Origin of the sequence: Acetomicrobium flavidum (genome assembly GCF_900129645.1) — a bacterium.
Lineage (GTDB): Bacteria > Synergistota > Synergistia > Synergistales > Acetomicrobiaceae > Acetomicrobium > Acetomicrobium flavidum.
The window spans coordinates 13,793-28,508 of sequence record NZ_FSQZ01000001.1 but is presented as its reverse complement, the minus strand read 5'-3'; the positions used below and the strand labels follow the sequence as shown (position 1 = coordinate 28,508).

Annotated in this window: 12 protein-coding genes; 1 reads left to right on the top strand and 11 read right to left on the bottom strand. The window is 49.3% G+C overall.

What is annotated here, in order from left to right; all coding sequences use genetic code 11:
* Window positions 1–11: 11 nt before the first annotated feature.
* Both carB and BUQ78_RS00135 read right to left on the bottom strand, forming a co-directional pair.
* Complete coding sequence (carB, locus tag BUQ78_RS00140; RefSeq protein WP_074198903.1) at window positions 12–3,140, bottom strand: carbamoyl-phosphate synthase large subunit; 3,129 nt, start codon at window positions 3,138–3,140, stop codon at window positions 12–14.
* Window positions 3,141–3,316: 176 nt separating this feature from the next.
* Window positions 3,317–4,147, bottom strand: a complete 831-nt coding sequence (locus BUQ78_RS00135; RefSeq protein ID WP_159432084.1) for a UDP-2,3-diacylglucosamine diphosphatase — start codon at window positions 4,145–4,147, stop codon at window positions 3,317–3,319.
* A gap of 258 nt (window positions 4,148–4,405) precedes the next feature.
* Between BUQ78_RS00135 and BUQ78_RS00130 the strand changes: the two genes are divergently transcribed.
* Window positions 4,406–4,849: an ImmA/IrrE family metallo-endopeptidase gene (locus BUQ78_RS00130; protein WP_318259401.1), complete on the top strand. Its 444-nt coding sequence runs from the start codon at window positions 4,406–4,408 to the stop codon at window positions 4,847–4,849.
* Between the two features lie 5 nt (window positions 4,850–4,854).
* Here BUQ78_RS00130 and BUQ78_RS00125 read toward each other — a convergent pair whose 3' ends face one another.
* The 9 genes from BUQ78_RS00125 to BUQ78_RS00085 all read right to left on the bottom strand — a co-directional run bounded on the left by BUQ78_RS00125 (window position 4,855) and on the right by BUQ78_RS00085 (window position 14,602).
* Complete coding sequence (locus BUQ78_RS00125) at window positions 4,855–5,883, bottom strand: ABC transporter ATP-binding protein (RefSeq protein WP_074198901.1); 1,029 nt, start codon at window positions 5,881–5,883, stop codon at window positions 4,855–4,857.
* On the bottom strand, window positions 5,861–6,697 hold the full coding sequence (locus BUQ78_RS00120; RefSeq protein WP_074198900.1) for an ABC transporter permease: 837 nt from the start codon (window positions 6,695–6,697) through the stop codon (window positions 5,861–5,863). The genes BUQ78_RS00125 and BUQ78_RS00120 overlap by 23 nt, the downstream gene beginning before the upstream one ends.
* Window positions 6,694–7,557 (bottom strand): ABC transporter permease, encoded by an 864-nt coding sequence (locus tag BUQ78_RS00115; protein WP_318259400.1) that lies wholly within the window; start codon window positions 7,555–7,557, stop codon window positions 6,694–6,696. Before BUQ78_RS00115 ends, BUQ78_RS00120 begins: the two co-directional genes overlap by 4 nt.
* A 5-nt stretch (window positions 7,558–7,562) precedes the next feature.
* Window positions 7,563–8,378, bottom strand: a complete 816-nt coding sequence (locus tag BUQ78_RS00110) for an alkaline phosphatase family protein (RefSeq protein ID WP_074198899.1) — start codon at window positions 8,376–8,378, stop codon at window positions 7,563–7,565.
* Window positions 8,379–8,383: 5 nt separating this feature from the next.
* Window positions 8,384–9,466, bottom strand: a complete 1,083-nt coding sequence (locus BUQ78_RS00105; RefSeq protein ID WP_074198898.1) for an ABC transporter substrate-binding protein — start codon at window positions 9,464–9,466, stop codon at window positions 8,384–8,386.
* Between the two features lie 201 nt (window positions 9,467–9,667).
* Window positions 9,668–10,561 (bottom strand): DMT family transporter, encoded by an 894-nt coding sequence (locus BUQ78_RS00100; protein WP_074198897.1) that lies wholly within the window; start codon window positions 10,559–10,561, stop codon window positions 9,668–9,670.
* 297 nt (window positions 10,562–10,858) lie between these two features.
* Window positions 10,859–11,641, bottom strand: a complete 783-nt coding sequence (locus BUQ78_RS00095; protein WP_074198896.1) for a glycyl-radical enzyme activating protein — start codon at window positions 11,639–11,641, stop codon at window positions 10,859–10,861.
* An 8-nt stretch (window positions 11,642–11,649) separates the two neighbouring features.
* Window positions 11,650–14,022 carry a glycyl radical protein gene (locus BUQ78_RS00090; protein WP_074198895.1) on the bottom strand — a complete coding sequence of 791 codons (2,373 nt, stop codon included), beginning with the start codon at window positions 14,020–14,022 and terminating at the stop codon, window positions 11,650–11,652.
* A 25-nt stretch (window positions 14,023–14,047) separates the two neighbouring features.
* Window positions 14,048–14,602, bottom strand: coding sequence for a helix-turn-helix domain-containing protein (locus BUQ78_RS00085; RefSeq protein ID WP_074198894.1), 555 nt, complete (start codon window positions 14,600–14,602; stop codon window positions 14,048–14,050).
* Window positions 14,603–14,716 lie beyond the last annotated feature (114 nt).

Here is a 14,716-nt window from a genome sequence, read left to right as displayed (position 1 = left end):
CATATATTAAGTTAAGTATGGTTTCTGCCCGTAAGCGATGAGCCTACGGCCTGAGCTGCCTCCAGCGTATGAAGGCAAAGCACTTGAGATTCAATGGCCGCCCTTCTCATGGCATAGCCGTCCTTCAGCGTATTTGCCCGGAGGGAGGGGATGTTTACTATGACGTCGAACATGTTAGAACGAATGGCCGAGATAAGCTCCGCTCCCTTGGGTACTTCTCTTGAGGGCAACCCCCATTTCTTTAGCGCCGCTGCCGTGCCTGGTGTAGCGTAAATTTCCCATCCGAGATTGTAAAATATCGAGGCTACAGGAGCAAGTAAGGACTTTTGGTCATCTCTGACGCTGAAAAGGATGTTGCCCTTCTCCGGTATCTTCCATCCTGCGCCCTGCAGGGCTTCCCTTAAAGCCTCGGCAAAGGTCTCCCCAACGCCTAAAGACTCTCCCGTCGACTGCATCTGCGGACCGAGCCTGCTGTCTGCTCCTGGGAGCTTCTCAGTGGAAAAGACCGGGACCTTTACCCCCAGCGGGCCTTTGTAATCCAAAATGCCAAGCCCGTAACCAGCGTCTTTAAGGCTTTCTCCCAAGGCAACGCCGACGGCCAGGTCTACCATTGGAATTTCCGTCAGTTTGCTTGCTATGGGGACGGTTCGGCTGGCACGCGGGTTTGCCTCTATTACGAAAAGCTTGCCGTCGTGGCGGACGAATTGTACGTTAAAGAGCCCCTTGACGCTTAATGCTTCAGAAAGGGCTGAAACTATATGAAGCACCTCGCCTTTTTCCTGCGGCAAAAGGGAAAAATCAGGAAAAAGGGCTATGGAATCGCCGGAATGCACACCGGCTGGGTCCAAGTGTTCGAAGATGCCTGGGATTAGCACGTCCTTTCCGTCGCAGACGGCATCGGCCTCGAACTCCTTGCCCTGAAGGAAACGATCGATCAAAAGGGCGACGCCGGGGGCATGGGAAAAGGCAAGGGAGGCAAGCCTTCTAAAGTCATCCATTTCGTAAACCACCTGCATATCGACTCCGCCTATGACGAAACTTGGCCTTATCATCACCGGAAAGCCCAACCCTTCGGCGATATCCACGGCCTCCTTCAAATCCCTCGCAGCCTCTCCAGGGGGATAGGGTATGTCAAGCTTGTGCAGTATATCGCAAAAACGCCCCCTATCCTCGGCCTCCACGATCGCCGAGGCGCCGGTGCCAAACATGTTATAGCCTTCTTCGGCCAAGGAAAGGCCCAACTTCAGCGACGTCTGTCCTCCGAAGGAGCAGAAAAACCCTTCGGCCCTTTCGCGCTTCAGAATGGCCCTAACGTCTTCGACGTGAAGGGGCTCAAAGTAGAGGGCGTCCGAAATATCGTGATCGGTGCTGACCGTCTCGGGGTTATTATTTGCCATTACGGCCCTAAAGCCCCTGCGCCGCAGGCTTTCAACGGCCTTTACGCAGCAATAATCAAACTCAACCCCTTGGGCTATCCTAATGGGGCCTGAACCTAAAACGATGATTGAACGAGCTTTCGCCGGAGAAGCGACTGGAGGGACATCATCTTCGTAAACGCCATAGAAATATCCCGATAGGGAGGCCTCTCCTCCCACCTTTCTGTGCTTTATCTCGATGTTGTAGCCCTGGCGCAGGCCCGCTATTTCTCCGGTCGGTTTTTCGCAGATGCAGGCGATATCCTCGTCGCTAAATCCCGCACCTTTGGCTTCTGTCAAGACATCTCGGGTAAGTCCGGTTTTTAGCCTTTTTTCTATCGAGATGATCTGTTGAAGCTGTTTTATAAAATAGGGATGTATTGCCGTAGCGCCCGAAATTTCCTCTGCCTTTTTGCCCCGCCTTAAAAGTTCCAGGATAGCGCCCATGCGCCTGTGGGTGGGAAGTGTGCAGTGCTGCCACAGCTCGTCTTTCGTGGCCTTTTTAAAGCATTTGTCGGTGAGGGGCGAAGGTGCATCCAATGAACGGAAGGCCTTAAGAAGGGCATGTATAAAGGAACTTCCTATTGCCATGACCTCACCGGTGGACTTCATCTGCGTCCCAAGTTGTATATTGGCGGTTGGAAACTTTTCAAAGGGCCAGCGGGGGTACTTGACTACGATATAATCAAGCTTGGGCTCCGACAAGGCGTTGCCCTTTCCCGTGATGGGGTTTGGAAGTTCCGCCAGGCCTTTGCCCACGGCAATCTTTGCAGCTATCCTCGCTATGGGGTATCCCGTGGCCTTGCTTGCCAGGGCGCTTGACCTGCTGGCGCGGGGGTTTACCTCTATGACGTAATAGGAATCGCCGTCGGGTGAAAGGGCAAACTGCACGTTGCAGGCACCGCGTACGTCCAAAGCCTCAACTATCGCCAAAGCGGCAGAGCGCAAGCGGTTTCGTTGGAAGTCTGAAAGTGTCACGATGGGAGAGACGACGATGCTGTCTCCCGTGTGAATTCCCATGGGATCGACGTTTTCCATGCCGCAGACACATAGGGCATTTCCGGCGCTATCCCTCATGACCTCGAACTCGAACTCCCTCCACCCCGACAGGTACTCCTCCACCAGAATTTTATGGACTGGTGAAGCCTCAAGGCCTTCCTTTGCCTTGATTTTCAGCTCTTCCTCTTTTTTTGCCACACCTCCGCCGGTGCCGCCCAAGGTATAATCTGGCCGGATTATCAATGGATATCGATTGCTGCCGGCAAACCCCAACGCTTCATCTACGGAAGATGCGGAAACACTTGCAGGAACGGGCTGGCCGATTTTTTTCATGAGCTCCTTAAAGCTCTCGCGCCCCTCAGCGGTCTTTATAGCGGATGTCGGGGTGCCCAGGACCTTGACGCCAAATTCACGCCATATACCCTTCTCTTCGCACTCTACGCATAAATTAAGGGCGGTTTGCCCGCCCAATGTTGCTATGACTCCTTTGGGGTGATGCTCTTTGACTATGGCCTCCACGGTTTTGGCCGTAAGTGGTTTTATGTAAACGATGTCGGCCATCGCAGTGTCGGTTTGTATTGTAGCGGGGTTGCTGTTGAGCAGTATCACGCGGTAACCTTCCTCGTGAAGTGCCTTGCAGGCCTGGCTTCCCGCATAGTCGAACTCCGCAGCCTGGCCTATCTTTATGGGGCCAGAGCCCAAGACAAGTATGCTTTTGATGGTCACCTTACACTTCTCCCTCCCTATCTCTGCCGCAACCCTTCCTTCGCATAGCGCACATATCCTCCTAAGAGATCATTAACAAAGGTTTCAGCAAAGAATAAAATTAACCCTAGGTTTATTTTGCAGTCAATTATAAAGAGGGGGCCATTAGATGTCAATCAAGACGTCCTGGCATGCGCTTATTCTGCGAGCATGGACACGAGGCCCAGCGGGATAGGCTCGCTGAAGGCAGGATATGTCACCTTAAATGGAGCTTTTGCTTCAAATGAGGGCTTTTTGACGTCGCGTCGATATAAGATCTCGAAGCTGCCGTCTTCATGTTCGACTACTGCAGAGCAGCTCTCTACCCAGTCGCCACAATTTACGTAGAGCACATCACCCATATGGTTGATGGCCGGTCTATGGATATGACCGCAAATTACGCCGTCACAGCGGTGCCTTTTAGCTTCCCTCTGTAACAGCTTTTCGAATGCCGAAAGCATCTGTATGAAGGTCTTTACCTCGTGTTTCAAAAACTGCGAGATTGGCCAATAGCTCATCCCAAGCCAATGGCGCAATTTATTTACCCATAAATTAAGCCAAAGCGCTCCGTTGTAAGCCAAATCTCCCAGCCTGGTAACCCAGGGGCTTAAGCTCACGGCTTTATCGAATTGGTCGCCATGAAGGACCAGCATGCGCTTACCATCCGCGGTCCTATGAACTGCATGAGGCTGAACTTCCAGGTTGCCAAATTGACGCCCTATGAAATCCCTCATGCAGTAATCGTGATTACCTGGGACGTAAACTACACGTCCCTCAAGCGATTTCAAGTGTATTTGATTGAAAACCTCGATTTGAGAGCTTGACCAGGAAGACGTCTTCATTGCTTTTTTGCTTTCAAGAAGGTCGCCAACTAGGTAAAGGCGCTCGCACCTAACATTTTTAAGAAAGGAAACCAATTTTTGCGCCTGACACCACCTGCTTCCCAGGTGCGTATCGGAAATAAATACCGAACGATAAAAGGTTTTCAAGTTGACATATCCTCCTATAGCACATGTATGAACATTTGCGATTCGTAGTGTATTATACATCATTACAAATTGCGAAATTTGTTATACATGTTGTAAATATGTGACAAATGCGTATCTTCTCAGCTAGCTGTAACCGGGTACCCACAATATTATCTCGTCGACGTAATTACAGCTGACCAGCCTTTTATGCTAATAATATATTATAGCGACACCTTGTGACCGACAGAGTGGTGGTAATATAATTAATGAACAAAACCTGTGCCGACGGGAGCGATCGTAAATGTCTTTGAGCGATACGGCAGGCGAGAGAAAAGCATGCTAAGGCTGGATTCGAGTGAAAGGGCCTGGCTTGAAAAACTTGCTCATAGCTGGGGGGTAAAGCTCATCTTTAGGGAATACCTTGGCGCCGATATGTTCGCGCGGGTCACCATAACTTCAGACGGCGAAGCTTGGGTGGAGATGCTTCAAAGTTTCGATCCCGAAGATTACTACAGACGTTGGGGAAACCGCGACATCGCGCCGGCTGAGCTTTTCAGGTTCCTGCTTCTTCATGAGATAGCTCATTTAAAGCTGGGACATGACAGAGAAAGTATCCCTAAGGACATACGTACCAAGGAAGATTGGCAAAAGCTCATTCTGGAACGCGAAGCAAGAGCCGACCAGTGGGCAAAAAGGCGCCTCAGAGATCCCTGGCCTAAATAAATATTTTATAGGTTAAGAACCTTAACTTCGTCCTTTGGAATAACAAGATCTACCCATGTATCGTAATTTATACTACAGTCCATGCTGTTATTTAAGACGTCTACGTCTAGGATGGAATCTTTCGATCTAACCCGATAGCGCAGTATATTTCCTTTGAGAAAGACGCCGACGACCTTGCCTTTAATTCTCCAGGAGCCATTATGGCCTTTTCCGTTTTCGCCATTCAAGGAAAGCTTGATCACCTCCGGCCTTATAGCTAAGCTCTTGCCGGTGAAAAGGGGTTCTCCTACGAGTTGTTCAAATTCCTCCCCTTTAAGGACGTTGAAGTTTCCTATGAACCTCGCCACGAACTCGTTTGCTGGTTGGCTGTATATCTCCAAAGGCTTGCCGGATTGCGCCACCCTACCTTCGTTTATCACGAATATCCTGTCTGAAATCGTCAAAGCCTCTTCCTGGTCATGGGTGACAAAGATCATGGTCATGCCGGATTTTTTCTGTATATTTTTAAGCTCCATCTGGAGCGTCTTTCTTATCTTGGCATCCAGTGCGTTGAAGGGCTCGTCAAGAAGCAGCACGTCGGGCTCCACGATCATTGACCTAGCGAGGGCTACCCTCTGTTGCTGGCCGCCGGAAAGCTCTCTTGGATAAGATCCCTCTTTGCCGGCCAACCCCACGAGGTCGATCATCTCCCTAACTCTTGCTGCAATACGGTCGCCTTTAAGGCCCTGCATTTTTAGCCCAAATGCTATATTTTCATAGACGGTCATGTTCGGAAAAAGGGCGTAGGACTGAAATACCATTCCCACTCCTCTCTTTCTCGGTGCAAGGTAGGTGATATCCCTGTCGTTTAAAAGTATGCGACCGCCATCGACCTCATTTAACCCTGCGATGCAGCGAAGCAACGTGCTCTTGCCGCAGCCCGAAGGCCCCAGCAGTGTTACCAGCTCTCCCCTTTCGACGGCTAGGCTTATCTCGTCCAAGACTACCATTCCGTCGAATTTCTTTGTAACTTTATCTATAATGAGGTAACTCATATTTCTTCCCCCTTAAGTTATCAAAATTGCCGTTTTTGAAGTTTTGGCCCAACTTTAACGCAATCCATGAAAGGCAGAAGACGAAAAGGTAGTAGCTTATCACGACGGCACTGGACAGATGGCCGCTTTCCCTCATTCGCCTCATCAGGTATATCTGGACGGTTTCGTAGTATCCGCCTACCAAGAGGTTTGTCAAAACGAACTCGCCGAAAAGCACGGAGAAAGAAAGGAGGGCGGATACCATGACCCCTGGAAGTATATTTGGCAGTACAACCTTAAAGAAGGCTTTAGGCTTGGAAGCCCCCAAAAGCTCGGCTGCGCTGACGAGTTGAGGAAGGTCTACCGTCCTCATGCTGTTTCTCGTCCCCTGATATGTATAGGGAAGTATGACGACGAAGTAGGCTCCTATCAATAACCAGACTGTCCCGGAAATTGCCAAAGGTCCGGAGGAATAGACCTTGATCAGCCCTACGGCACCAATTACTCCAGGTATGGCGTAGGGAAGCATGACGAAAGCCTGAAGGAATCGCTCTAACTTTGGAAGATAAAGAGAGACGATGAAAAGAGATACGACCATCACGGCAATGTTTAAACCTACCGCGACGGAGCAGGCAAAGAGCGTTCGCCCCAAAGCCGCTACGAAACGTACATCCTGGAAGAGTTTCACATACCAAGAGAAAGTCAACCCCTTGGGCAGGACGGTATCGTACCAGTCGGTGGCAATCGAATATAGGAAGGTTGCTATCAAAGGCATGAACAAATATAGAAACATCAAAGCTATGGCGAAGCGATGAAGTGCTTTCTTTTCCTTCATTTTAAATCCCTCCTGACCCGCCTCATCATGTATTCGTTTGTAAGCATGGCTGCGATGAGGCTCAAGGCGAGAAGCATGGCCAGCGCGCTTGCAAGATGAGGGCGTGCGTATACATCTCCCGATATCAGCGCGCCAATCCTGACGGAAAGGAGGTTGTAATTGCCTCCGACCAAGGCGTAGGCCGTGGCATAGGCTCCCATGGCGTTGGCAAAGAGGATGCTAAAGGTCCCGACAAGCCCCGGCATAATGACGGGAAGGCCAACCTGAAGCCAGAACTGCATATCTGAAGCCCCAAGCAGATGTGCGGCCTCCCGCCATTGCTCTTTTATCTCGAAGTAGATCGGATAAAGCAGAAGTATGGCTAAGGGCAGCTGAAAATAAACGTAAACTAGGACCAAGCCGCTCCAGCTGTAGAGGTCGAATTCCGAAAATATATCCAACCCCCACCTTTGGAATAGGATCGTAAAAAGACCGCTGTTGCCGAGCATGATTATGTAGGCAAAGGCAAGTGGGACGCCTGCGAAATTTGCCGTGAGATTTACGTAAGTCAATACCGCCTCCTGGGATTTCGGCTTAAGGCGCGTTATGAAATAAGCGACGAAGGCTGCTGCGACTATTGCAATGAAACTTGAAAGAAGCGATATGAGCAGGCTGTTTTTGATGGCGACCAGATAGTATGGATTTTTTAAGGCGGTGATATATTGTCCCAAAGTCCAAACATTACCGTCGTCTGCCCTAAAGCTGTCAATGAGCATCCCCATAATTGGCAGCAGCTCGAATCCGAAGATCATTGCTGCCAATGGAAGAAGCGCGCCTGCAAGCCAGAGGTTTTTACTGATCTGCGCCCACGTCGCCCTCACGACAATCACCCCATGGTTGCCGGCGAAGTGATAGAGTTCATCGCCTTACTCGGATTTATCTTAAGCAGCCTGCAGATCAAGGGCGCTATCCCAAGCTGCGAAGGAGGTTCGTAGCATACCGACGTAAATCGGTCGCCAACGAGAAAAAGAGGCACGTCCCGCTCCTCGCTGCTTTCTCCTCCGTGGTTCCCGAAGTCATCCATCCCGTGATCGGCCGTCACGATCACCTGATAGCCGTCGTCCAGCCATAAGGGAATGTACTTGCTTAAAAGCCCATCCGTTTCCGACGTCTTTTTGGCATACTCTCTTGATGAACCTCCGTAGAGATGCCCGAAGTAATCGACCCCCATGGGATGTATCAGCAAAAAGTCGGGCTTATACTTTCTTCGAAGTATTTCACCATCGACAAAGAGGTGGGAATCGGGATAGTCGTCCTCAAAGTAGAACCTCCCGAATTGAATTGGCATATCTTCCTTCTCCTGTTCGCGGTGAAGCGGCGGATCGAAGGGATAGCAGTTGTAAAGCTCGCTGATCCAGTAATAAGCCGCTGCCGCGTTGATGAGCCCTTTTTCTTTAGTCAGATGAAATATGCTTTTTTGAGTCGACCTTCCTTTAAATTCGTTAGAGGTCACGCCGCTTATATAAGGAGGAATCCCCGTAAGCAGCGTCTCGTATAAGGGTTTGGAAAGGCTTGGCATTTCAGCCTTTAGGGTAAATCTGGCTGCCAAGCCTTCCCTGCTCAAACGGACCATATAGCGCATTTCCTTAAAGGCCACATCGCACCTGAGTCCGTCTATTATTACGAGAATTACCTTATTCATGGCTGCTATCTAAGATACACCAACACTTGTTCCTGCCAGATTTGAGGCAGCATCTTCGCCGTCTTTTCCCATGCCTTGAAGTCTTTAATAGGCCTCGCTTTTGCGTACTGTTCCATGGGAATCATCTTTTTTGCCACTTCCTCGGGAAGCTTTACACTGCTTCTTATCGGACGTGCGTAGCCCTTTGCAAGGTTGATCTGCCCGGCATCGCTTAAGATGTATTCCCTGGTGAGCATGGCTGCGAAAGGATGGGGGGCGTATTTGTTGATTATAGTGGCGTAACCGCTCGCTACGCTTCCTTCTTTGGGGATGTTGACCTCAAACCGATTGGGGTCTATTTGGTCCCTATAACCCAAGGCGTTGAAGTCCCACAGAAATCCCACGGGTATCTCTCCCTTTTCGAAATTGGCCGGCAATACGTCGGTAAGCAATAACCTTCCCTCTTTGGCAAGCGACGCAAAAAAGTCTATTGCAGGTTTAATATTGCTCTCATCTCCGCCAAGGGCAATCGCAGTGGCAAGCACCGCCATCTGAGCCTGGGCAGCCTTGGTTACATCTCCGATGGCGACTTTGTAATCTCCCCTTTTAATGTCCTCGAAAGACCTGGGGGGATTTTTAACCTGGGACTTGTCCGTGATGACGGCCATAGTACCGAGATATCCCACGATCCAGTGTCCATCTTTGTCCTTGGCCCAATCTGGTATTTCCTTCCAGTAAGATGTCTTGTAAGGTTGCGTAACTTTCCGCTCGACTGCAACCGGCCCAAAGGCCATGCCCACGTCTCCTATGTCAGCTGTAGGGTTATTCTTTTCCGCATCGAACTTGGCTATTTCCTCGGCGCTCGACATGTCGGTGTCGATATGCTTCAGGCCGTATTTAACCTCCAGATCGCGCCACGTATCCTTCCAGTTAGCCCATGCATCGGGCATGCCAACGCTTACGATCATGCCTTCCTTCCTTGCGCGCTCCTCTATTTCCTTCAGGCTAAGCTGCTGGGCATTTGCTCTGGCAGGCATGACTAGAATGGCCAATATCATACAAACGATCATGCTTAGTAAAATCCTTCTTGCCGTAACTGCTTTTCTCACCGAACCTAACCTCCCCTGAAACCGAATTTGTGTTGCCGAAATAAGTATAAGATGCGCATGTTACGACACTGTTTATATTTGGCAACAAGGATGTAACTATCGATCTTCTGGGGGGTGTCTTGAAATAAAGGATTTTTCGGAATCTATATAAGACCCAGATTTTAGCATTCGTATAGCTTTCAAGCTTTTGACGATGATAATTTACCGCGAGGCCGAGGCTTTTAGGGCCAGAAATGACCCGATAAGCACGAGAAGCCCTCCGAAACATTGGGCCACACTTAAGCTTTCTTTGAATATTAAAAGCGAGAGGATGACGGTCACGAGAGGTTCTGCCATGCTTAAGATGGCAGCTATCGACGGGGAGGTCAGCATGACCCCGAGGAAAAAGGATAGAAAGCCAAAAAGGGAGACGAAGGCTATCACGCAGAGCAACATCCATGCAGAGCAAGCACCCGGAAGGGTCAAGTTATGTGTACCTATTCCGAGGATGAGGAACGACACTGCAGAAAACAGGCAGACATAAGCCACAGTCACCTGGTACGGGATATCCCTGATTATGAAATTTCCGTAAAGGATATAAGATGTATATGATAAAGCTGCCAAGCCGGCGAGCAAGACGCCCTTCATGCTGACGGAAATGGCAGTCTTTCCGGAAAGAAAAACAAGACCAAGGAAGGAAATTATTATTGATAGGATAATAGGCCTCGAAAGACGTTCCTTGTTGACAAAGGACGATCCGACGGACACCAAAGCGGGATACGAATAAAAGATGAGGGCTGCCACCGAGGCCGGTATATATTTAATGCTTGAGAAGTAGCCAAAGCTCGTTAGGGTAAACATGATGCCGCCAAGAACAAATAACTTAAGTAAATTTCTTTTGCCCACCTGCAGAGCTGCTTTTCCTCTTTGCATATAAAGCAAGAAGCAAAGCGCAACAGATGCGATCGTGAATCGCACAAAGTGAAGGGACATAACGCTGACGCGACTTTTATAGACAAAGAGGGCAAGGATAGGGATAAGCCCGAACAAGAAGGCGGATAACAAGACGAAGGCGGCACCTTTGTAGCCTTTATAGTGTCCTGCCACGTCTTTCATGGACAGTAAACCTCATTTATTAAATTATTGAGACTCACCTGATGGATAATCTAGATTATTATAGCAATAACAGGATTGATGACAAAACGACAGAGAAAGCGATCTATATTCTCCGATAACGTTCAAACAGCGACTGTCGAGCTTTAACCTATCTTTGGTTTTTAGAATAAATATGAGGCTGCTTAAAAAATCTCTGAATCTCCCGTAAATAAACTATAGTTTAAATAGGGGCTGAACAAAAATGAGCTACATCAAGTGTTCTTTATGTATATTTGTTTTTTCGGCAGTCTTCGTATTTTATTTAAAGCGGACAACCTCCACTCCTTCTTCGGCAATGATCTCTTCGAGTCTGCGTATATGCTCTTTAGAGGGTGCCTTGAAATCATGTCGAAACTCCTCAAGCCCAAGCAAGCTATACTTAAACGTCCCGAGATTATGGTACGGCAGCATCTCCATTTTCTTCCATGTCATGTGTTGGTAAACAAACCGTGCAGTGCGCCTTATATTTTCCTCGCTATCGTTGACGTCTTTGATAAGGGGAACGCGGATGACCGTCTCAATCCCCGTAGCGCCAATGCGCCTGATATTGTCGAGAATAACGCTGTTTTCCACTCCCGTAAGCCGCTTATGTTCAAGGCAGTCCATATGCTTAATGTCAGCAAATATAAAGTCCAGCTTTGCCACTATATCTGCCACCTCTTCCAAATTGAAAAAGCAGGAAGTCTCTACCGCCTGGGAAATGCCGAAGCGTGAAAGGGCGTTTACTAAGAGGCGCAACGACTCGGGGAAAAAGAACGGTTCACCCCCAGACCACGTAACGCCCCCGCCTGAAGCTCTATAGAAAATAAAATAGCGCTTAAGTTCTCGAGCAATTTCTTCCACCGTCATAAAACGACCCATCATCTCGCGCTTCCCTGAAGGCAGCATGCTTTCCTTGGGAACTGGTGTCCATGTCTCGGGATTGCAACACCAAAGGCACCGCAAAGGACATCCGCTCAGGAAAACCGTGGAGCGGATGCCCTCTCCATCGTTCATGGTAAAATGAAGTATCTGCGATACGCAGATTTCTTTGTCTTTCATCTTAAAAATTAATAGGAGCCATGCTCCGTTCGGGCTATGATGGCATCCTGCATCTCTCGAGAGAGATTGACAAACTGGGTGCTGTACCCTGCCACTCGAACGAGAAGATCCCGATACTGTTCCGGATGAGCCTGTGCCTTCCTCAACACCTCCGTGGAGACGGTGTTAAACTGAACGTGAAAAGCACCGAGGGAAAAGTATGCCTGGATCATGGCCGCTAAATTTCTGCGTCCCCTTGGGGTATCGACCAACGATTTATTAAGCCTGAGGTTAAGAAGGGTTCCGCCGCTATGAAGATCGTGGTTCACTTTTGCAGCAGAGCGCATAACTGCAAGGGGCGTGGACACATCGCTTCCCGCAAAAGGAGAGACCCCTTCCGAAAGAGGCTCCCTTGCCCTTCTGCCGCATGGAAGGGCCCCCACAATTTTTCCTGTGGGAACGTAGTTTGATATGCCCATAAAGGCAGTATTGAAGGGCGAACCAAAGACGTCTTTGTATTTTCGCGTCTCTTTAAAATAAAAGTCAGAAATTTCCCTAGCCAAAGAATCGACATAATCATCGTCATTTCCATACTTAGGGACGCCAAGAGCCTGCTTGCGCAATTCTTCGAAACCCTCCCAATTTTTATCTAGGGCAAGGTTGAGCTCTCCCAGAGATGTAATTTTGTCCTCAAAGACAAGTTTCTTTATTGCGGCCAGAGAATTGGCCACTACCCCAAGGCCGATCCCGGTAAGCACGGGCCCCATGTTATAATTTGCCCCACCCTTACTGAGATCTGCTCCCTTTTTCAGACATCCATCTACGCAGGCTGACAAAAAGGGGCGCGGGACCATTTCCATATGAATTTTTTGGGCTACGACCGTTCCTATCACGGCATGTTCTATTAAATTAGAAAGTTGTCTAAAAAAGGCTTCCTTCACTTCCTCAAAATGGGCAAACTCCTCTATAGGTTTTTCCGGTAACCCCATAAGCTTGCCCGACAGACGACTCCTCCCTTGATTTAATGCATACTCTAAGGCTGCTCCAAAGTTGACGTTAACGGCGGAAGTCCATTCTCCCGTCTTTCTGAAATGGGGAACGACACAACCACAATTGCTCCAATCCCTTGCATCTTCAGGATCGTACCCCATCTGCAACAACATCTCATATCCTGCTCTGTCGCTATGGATGGCGGGAAACCCCAACCCCTTGCTCACGAGTTCGGCCACGGCCATGAGGAATTCATCTGGGCAATCGGGATGAATTCGTACGCTCAAGCCCGGCTGATGGGTCTTGACGCTCTCCGTGGCCTTCAGGCAAATATAAGATAACTCATTGGTGCCGTCGCTTCCGTCTCGTTTTCGGCCACCCACGGTTAGATTTTGAAACTGGTTATATCCGGCAAAGTAATTGGCCGTGTTAGAGGAGATGGTCCACACCCACTCTGAAAGCTTAAGCCAGAGGCATTCCACGAGCTCTTGTGCCTTTTTGCGATCCAAACGGCCAGCCTTTACATCGGCTTCATAGAAGGGATGCATATATTGGTCGAAGCGCCCGAGGTTTAGGGCAAGGGGATTTTCCGAGATGATGCCGCCCAGCTGAACAAACCACACGAACTGACACGCTTCATGAAACGTGCGAGGCGGATCGGCGGGAACGCGACTGCATATGCGAGCAATGGCAAGGAGTTCTTCTTTTCGCCCCTCGTCTTTCTCGCAGGCGGCAAGCGATTTGGCCGCATCCGAATAGCGCTTTGCCAGGCGCATAATTCCATCACATGCAATGATTACCGATTCGTAAAATTCGATCTTTTCGATGTTTGAAATCGAATCTGCCTTGAGAGTCTCACGCCTAACTTTCGCCTCCTCCCGAATTTTTCTAAATCCCTTGGGGAAGAGGACATCCTGGTAGTCAGGGGTAATTTCGCCCACGGCTTGTCTCCACTTTGAATCGTTATCGAGAATTCCCGTGTCGACTAAAAGTTTTGCCGTTTCCCCGGGAACCCGCTTGAGAAAGGCTTCTTCCAGGGAATTTCCCTTCCAGTAGGGCCAAACTTCTTCCCGCAAAAAATTGCGCTGCTCTTCCGTGATGACGTAAGGGTCTTGGGGTCGTTTATCGAAGGCGTCCATCTCTTTATCCACCCACATCCAGGAAAACTCGGGTGTCAAGATGGCGGTACGGCGAAATTCTCCCGCCGTTCCAACTATGAGCTCGTCAGGGAAAATCAACGCAGGAAGTTGATCGCAGGCCTCTGCGAAGGCCTTCGCCCGACGGATGCAGATGGGCTCTCCTTCCGTCTCCTTGTGGGACTTTGTCCAAATTTCAGCTCTGAGGCAGCTGATGGACGGCTTATTGTTCAAATACTCCTGCCGAATCCTTTCCGTTCTTTCGCTTATGCTCACGTCTTTCCCTCCCCTGCTTTAAGTGCTATTCCGGGTAAAACATCACGTTGCAAAATCGCGCTACGCCATCACCTGAATTATGGTAGGAATGAGTGCAATCCGCGCGGAACTTGATGGCCTCCCCCGCTTTGAGGACATACTCTTCTGATCCTGCCATAATAGTTACCTCTCCCTCAAAGACCAGAACGTATTCTAAAGTTTTCGCGTTGTGGGCCTCGGAGCAAGAATAAGCTCCTTTCTCGAGGACAATGGCCAAAATCTCAGATCTAGTCTCCCCATCAAAAGGAAAAACGGGATATACCCGAAATAGTCCGTTATCGCTGATGATGGGAGAAATATCCTCTTTTGAGATGACCACCGTTTCTGACCTAGGAACCTCGGTAAGATCCGTGAGCGATACTCGCAGTCCATTTGCTATTTTCCAAACTGTCTGGAGAGTGGGGTTTGATTCTCCGCGCTCGATCTGGCCCAACATGCTCTTGCTCACGCCTGTCAGTTCCGATACCTTATCGAGGCTGAGCCTGCGCTCCTCTCTAATCCTTCGGAGATTAGAAGCCAAAATCAGTTGCATATTTTCCATCGGCAACTCCCCTCATCCTGTTCATTATAACGATCGATATGTACGTTATAACGGTTTACCAACCATACCACTCTATTGGTGTTTTCGTCAACCTTGAATCGATCGTTATCGCAA

Bases quoted from the DNA above. Each gene is read 5' to 3' on its own strand.
- BUQ78_RS00125 (WP_074198901.1), bottom strand. From the start codon at position 5,883: ATGAGTTACCTCATTATAGATAAAGTTACAAAGAAATTCGACGGAATG.
- BUQ78_RS00120 (WP_074198900.1), bottom strand. From the start codon at position 6,697: ATGAAGGAAAAGAAAGCACTTCATCGCTTCGCCATAGCTTTGATGTTT.
- BUQ78_RS00110 (WP_074198899.1), bottom strand. From the start codon at position 8,378: ATGAATAAGGTAATTCTCGTAATAATAGACGGACTCAGGTGCGATGTG.
- BUQ78_RS00100 (WP_074198897.1), bottom strand. From the start codon at position 10,561: ATGAAAGACGTGGCAGGACACTATAAAGGCTACAAAGGTGCCGCCTTC.
- BUQ78_RS00095 (WP_074198896.1), bottom strand. From the start codon at position 11,641: ATGAAAGACAAAGAAATCTGCGTATCGCAGATACTTCATTTTACCATG.
- BUQ78_RS00085 (WP_074198894.1), bottom strand. From the start codon at position 14,602: ATGGAAAATATGCAACTGATTTTGGCTTCTAATCTCCGAAGGATTAGA.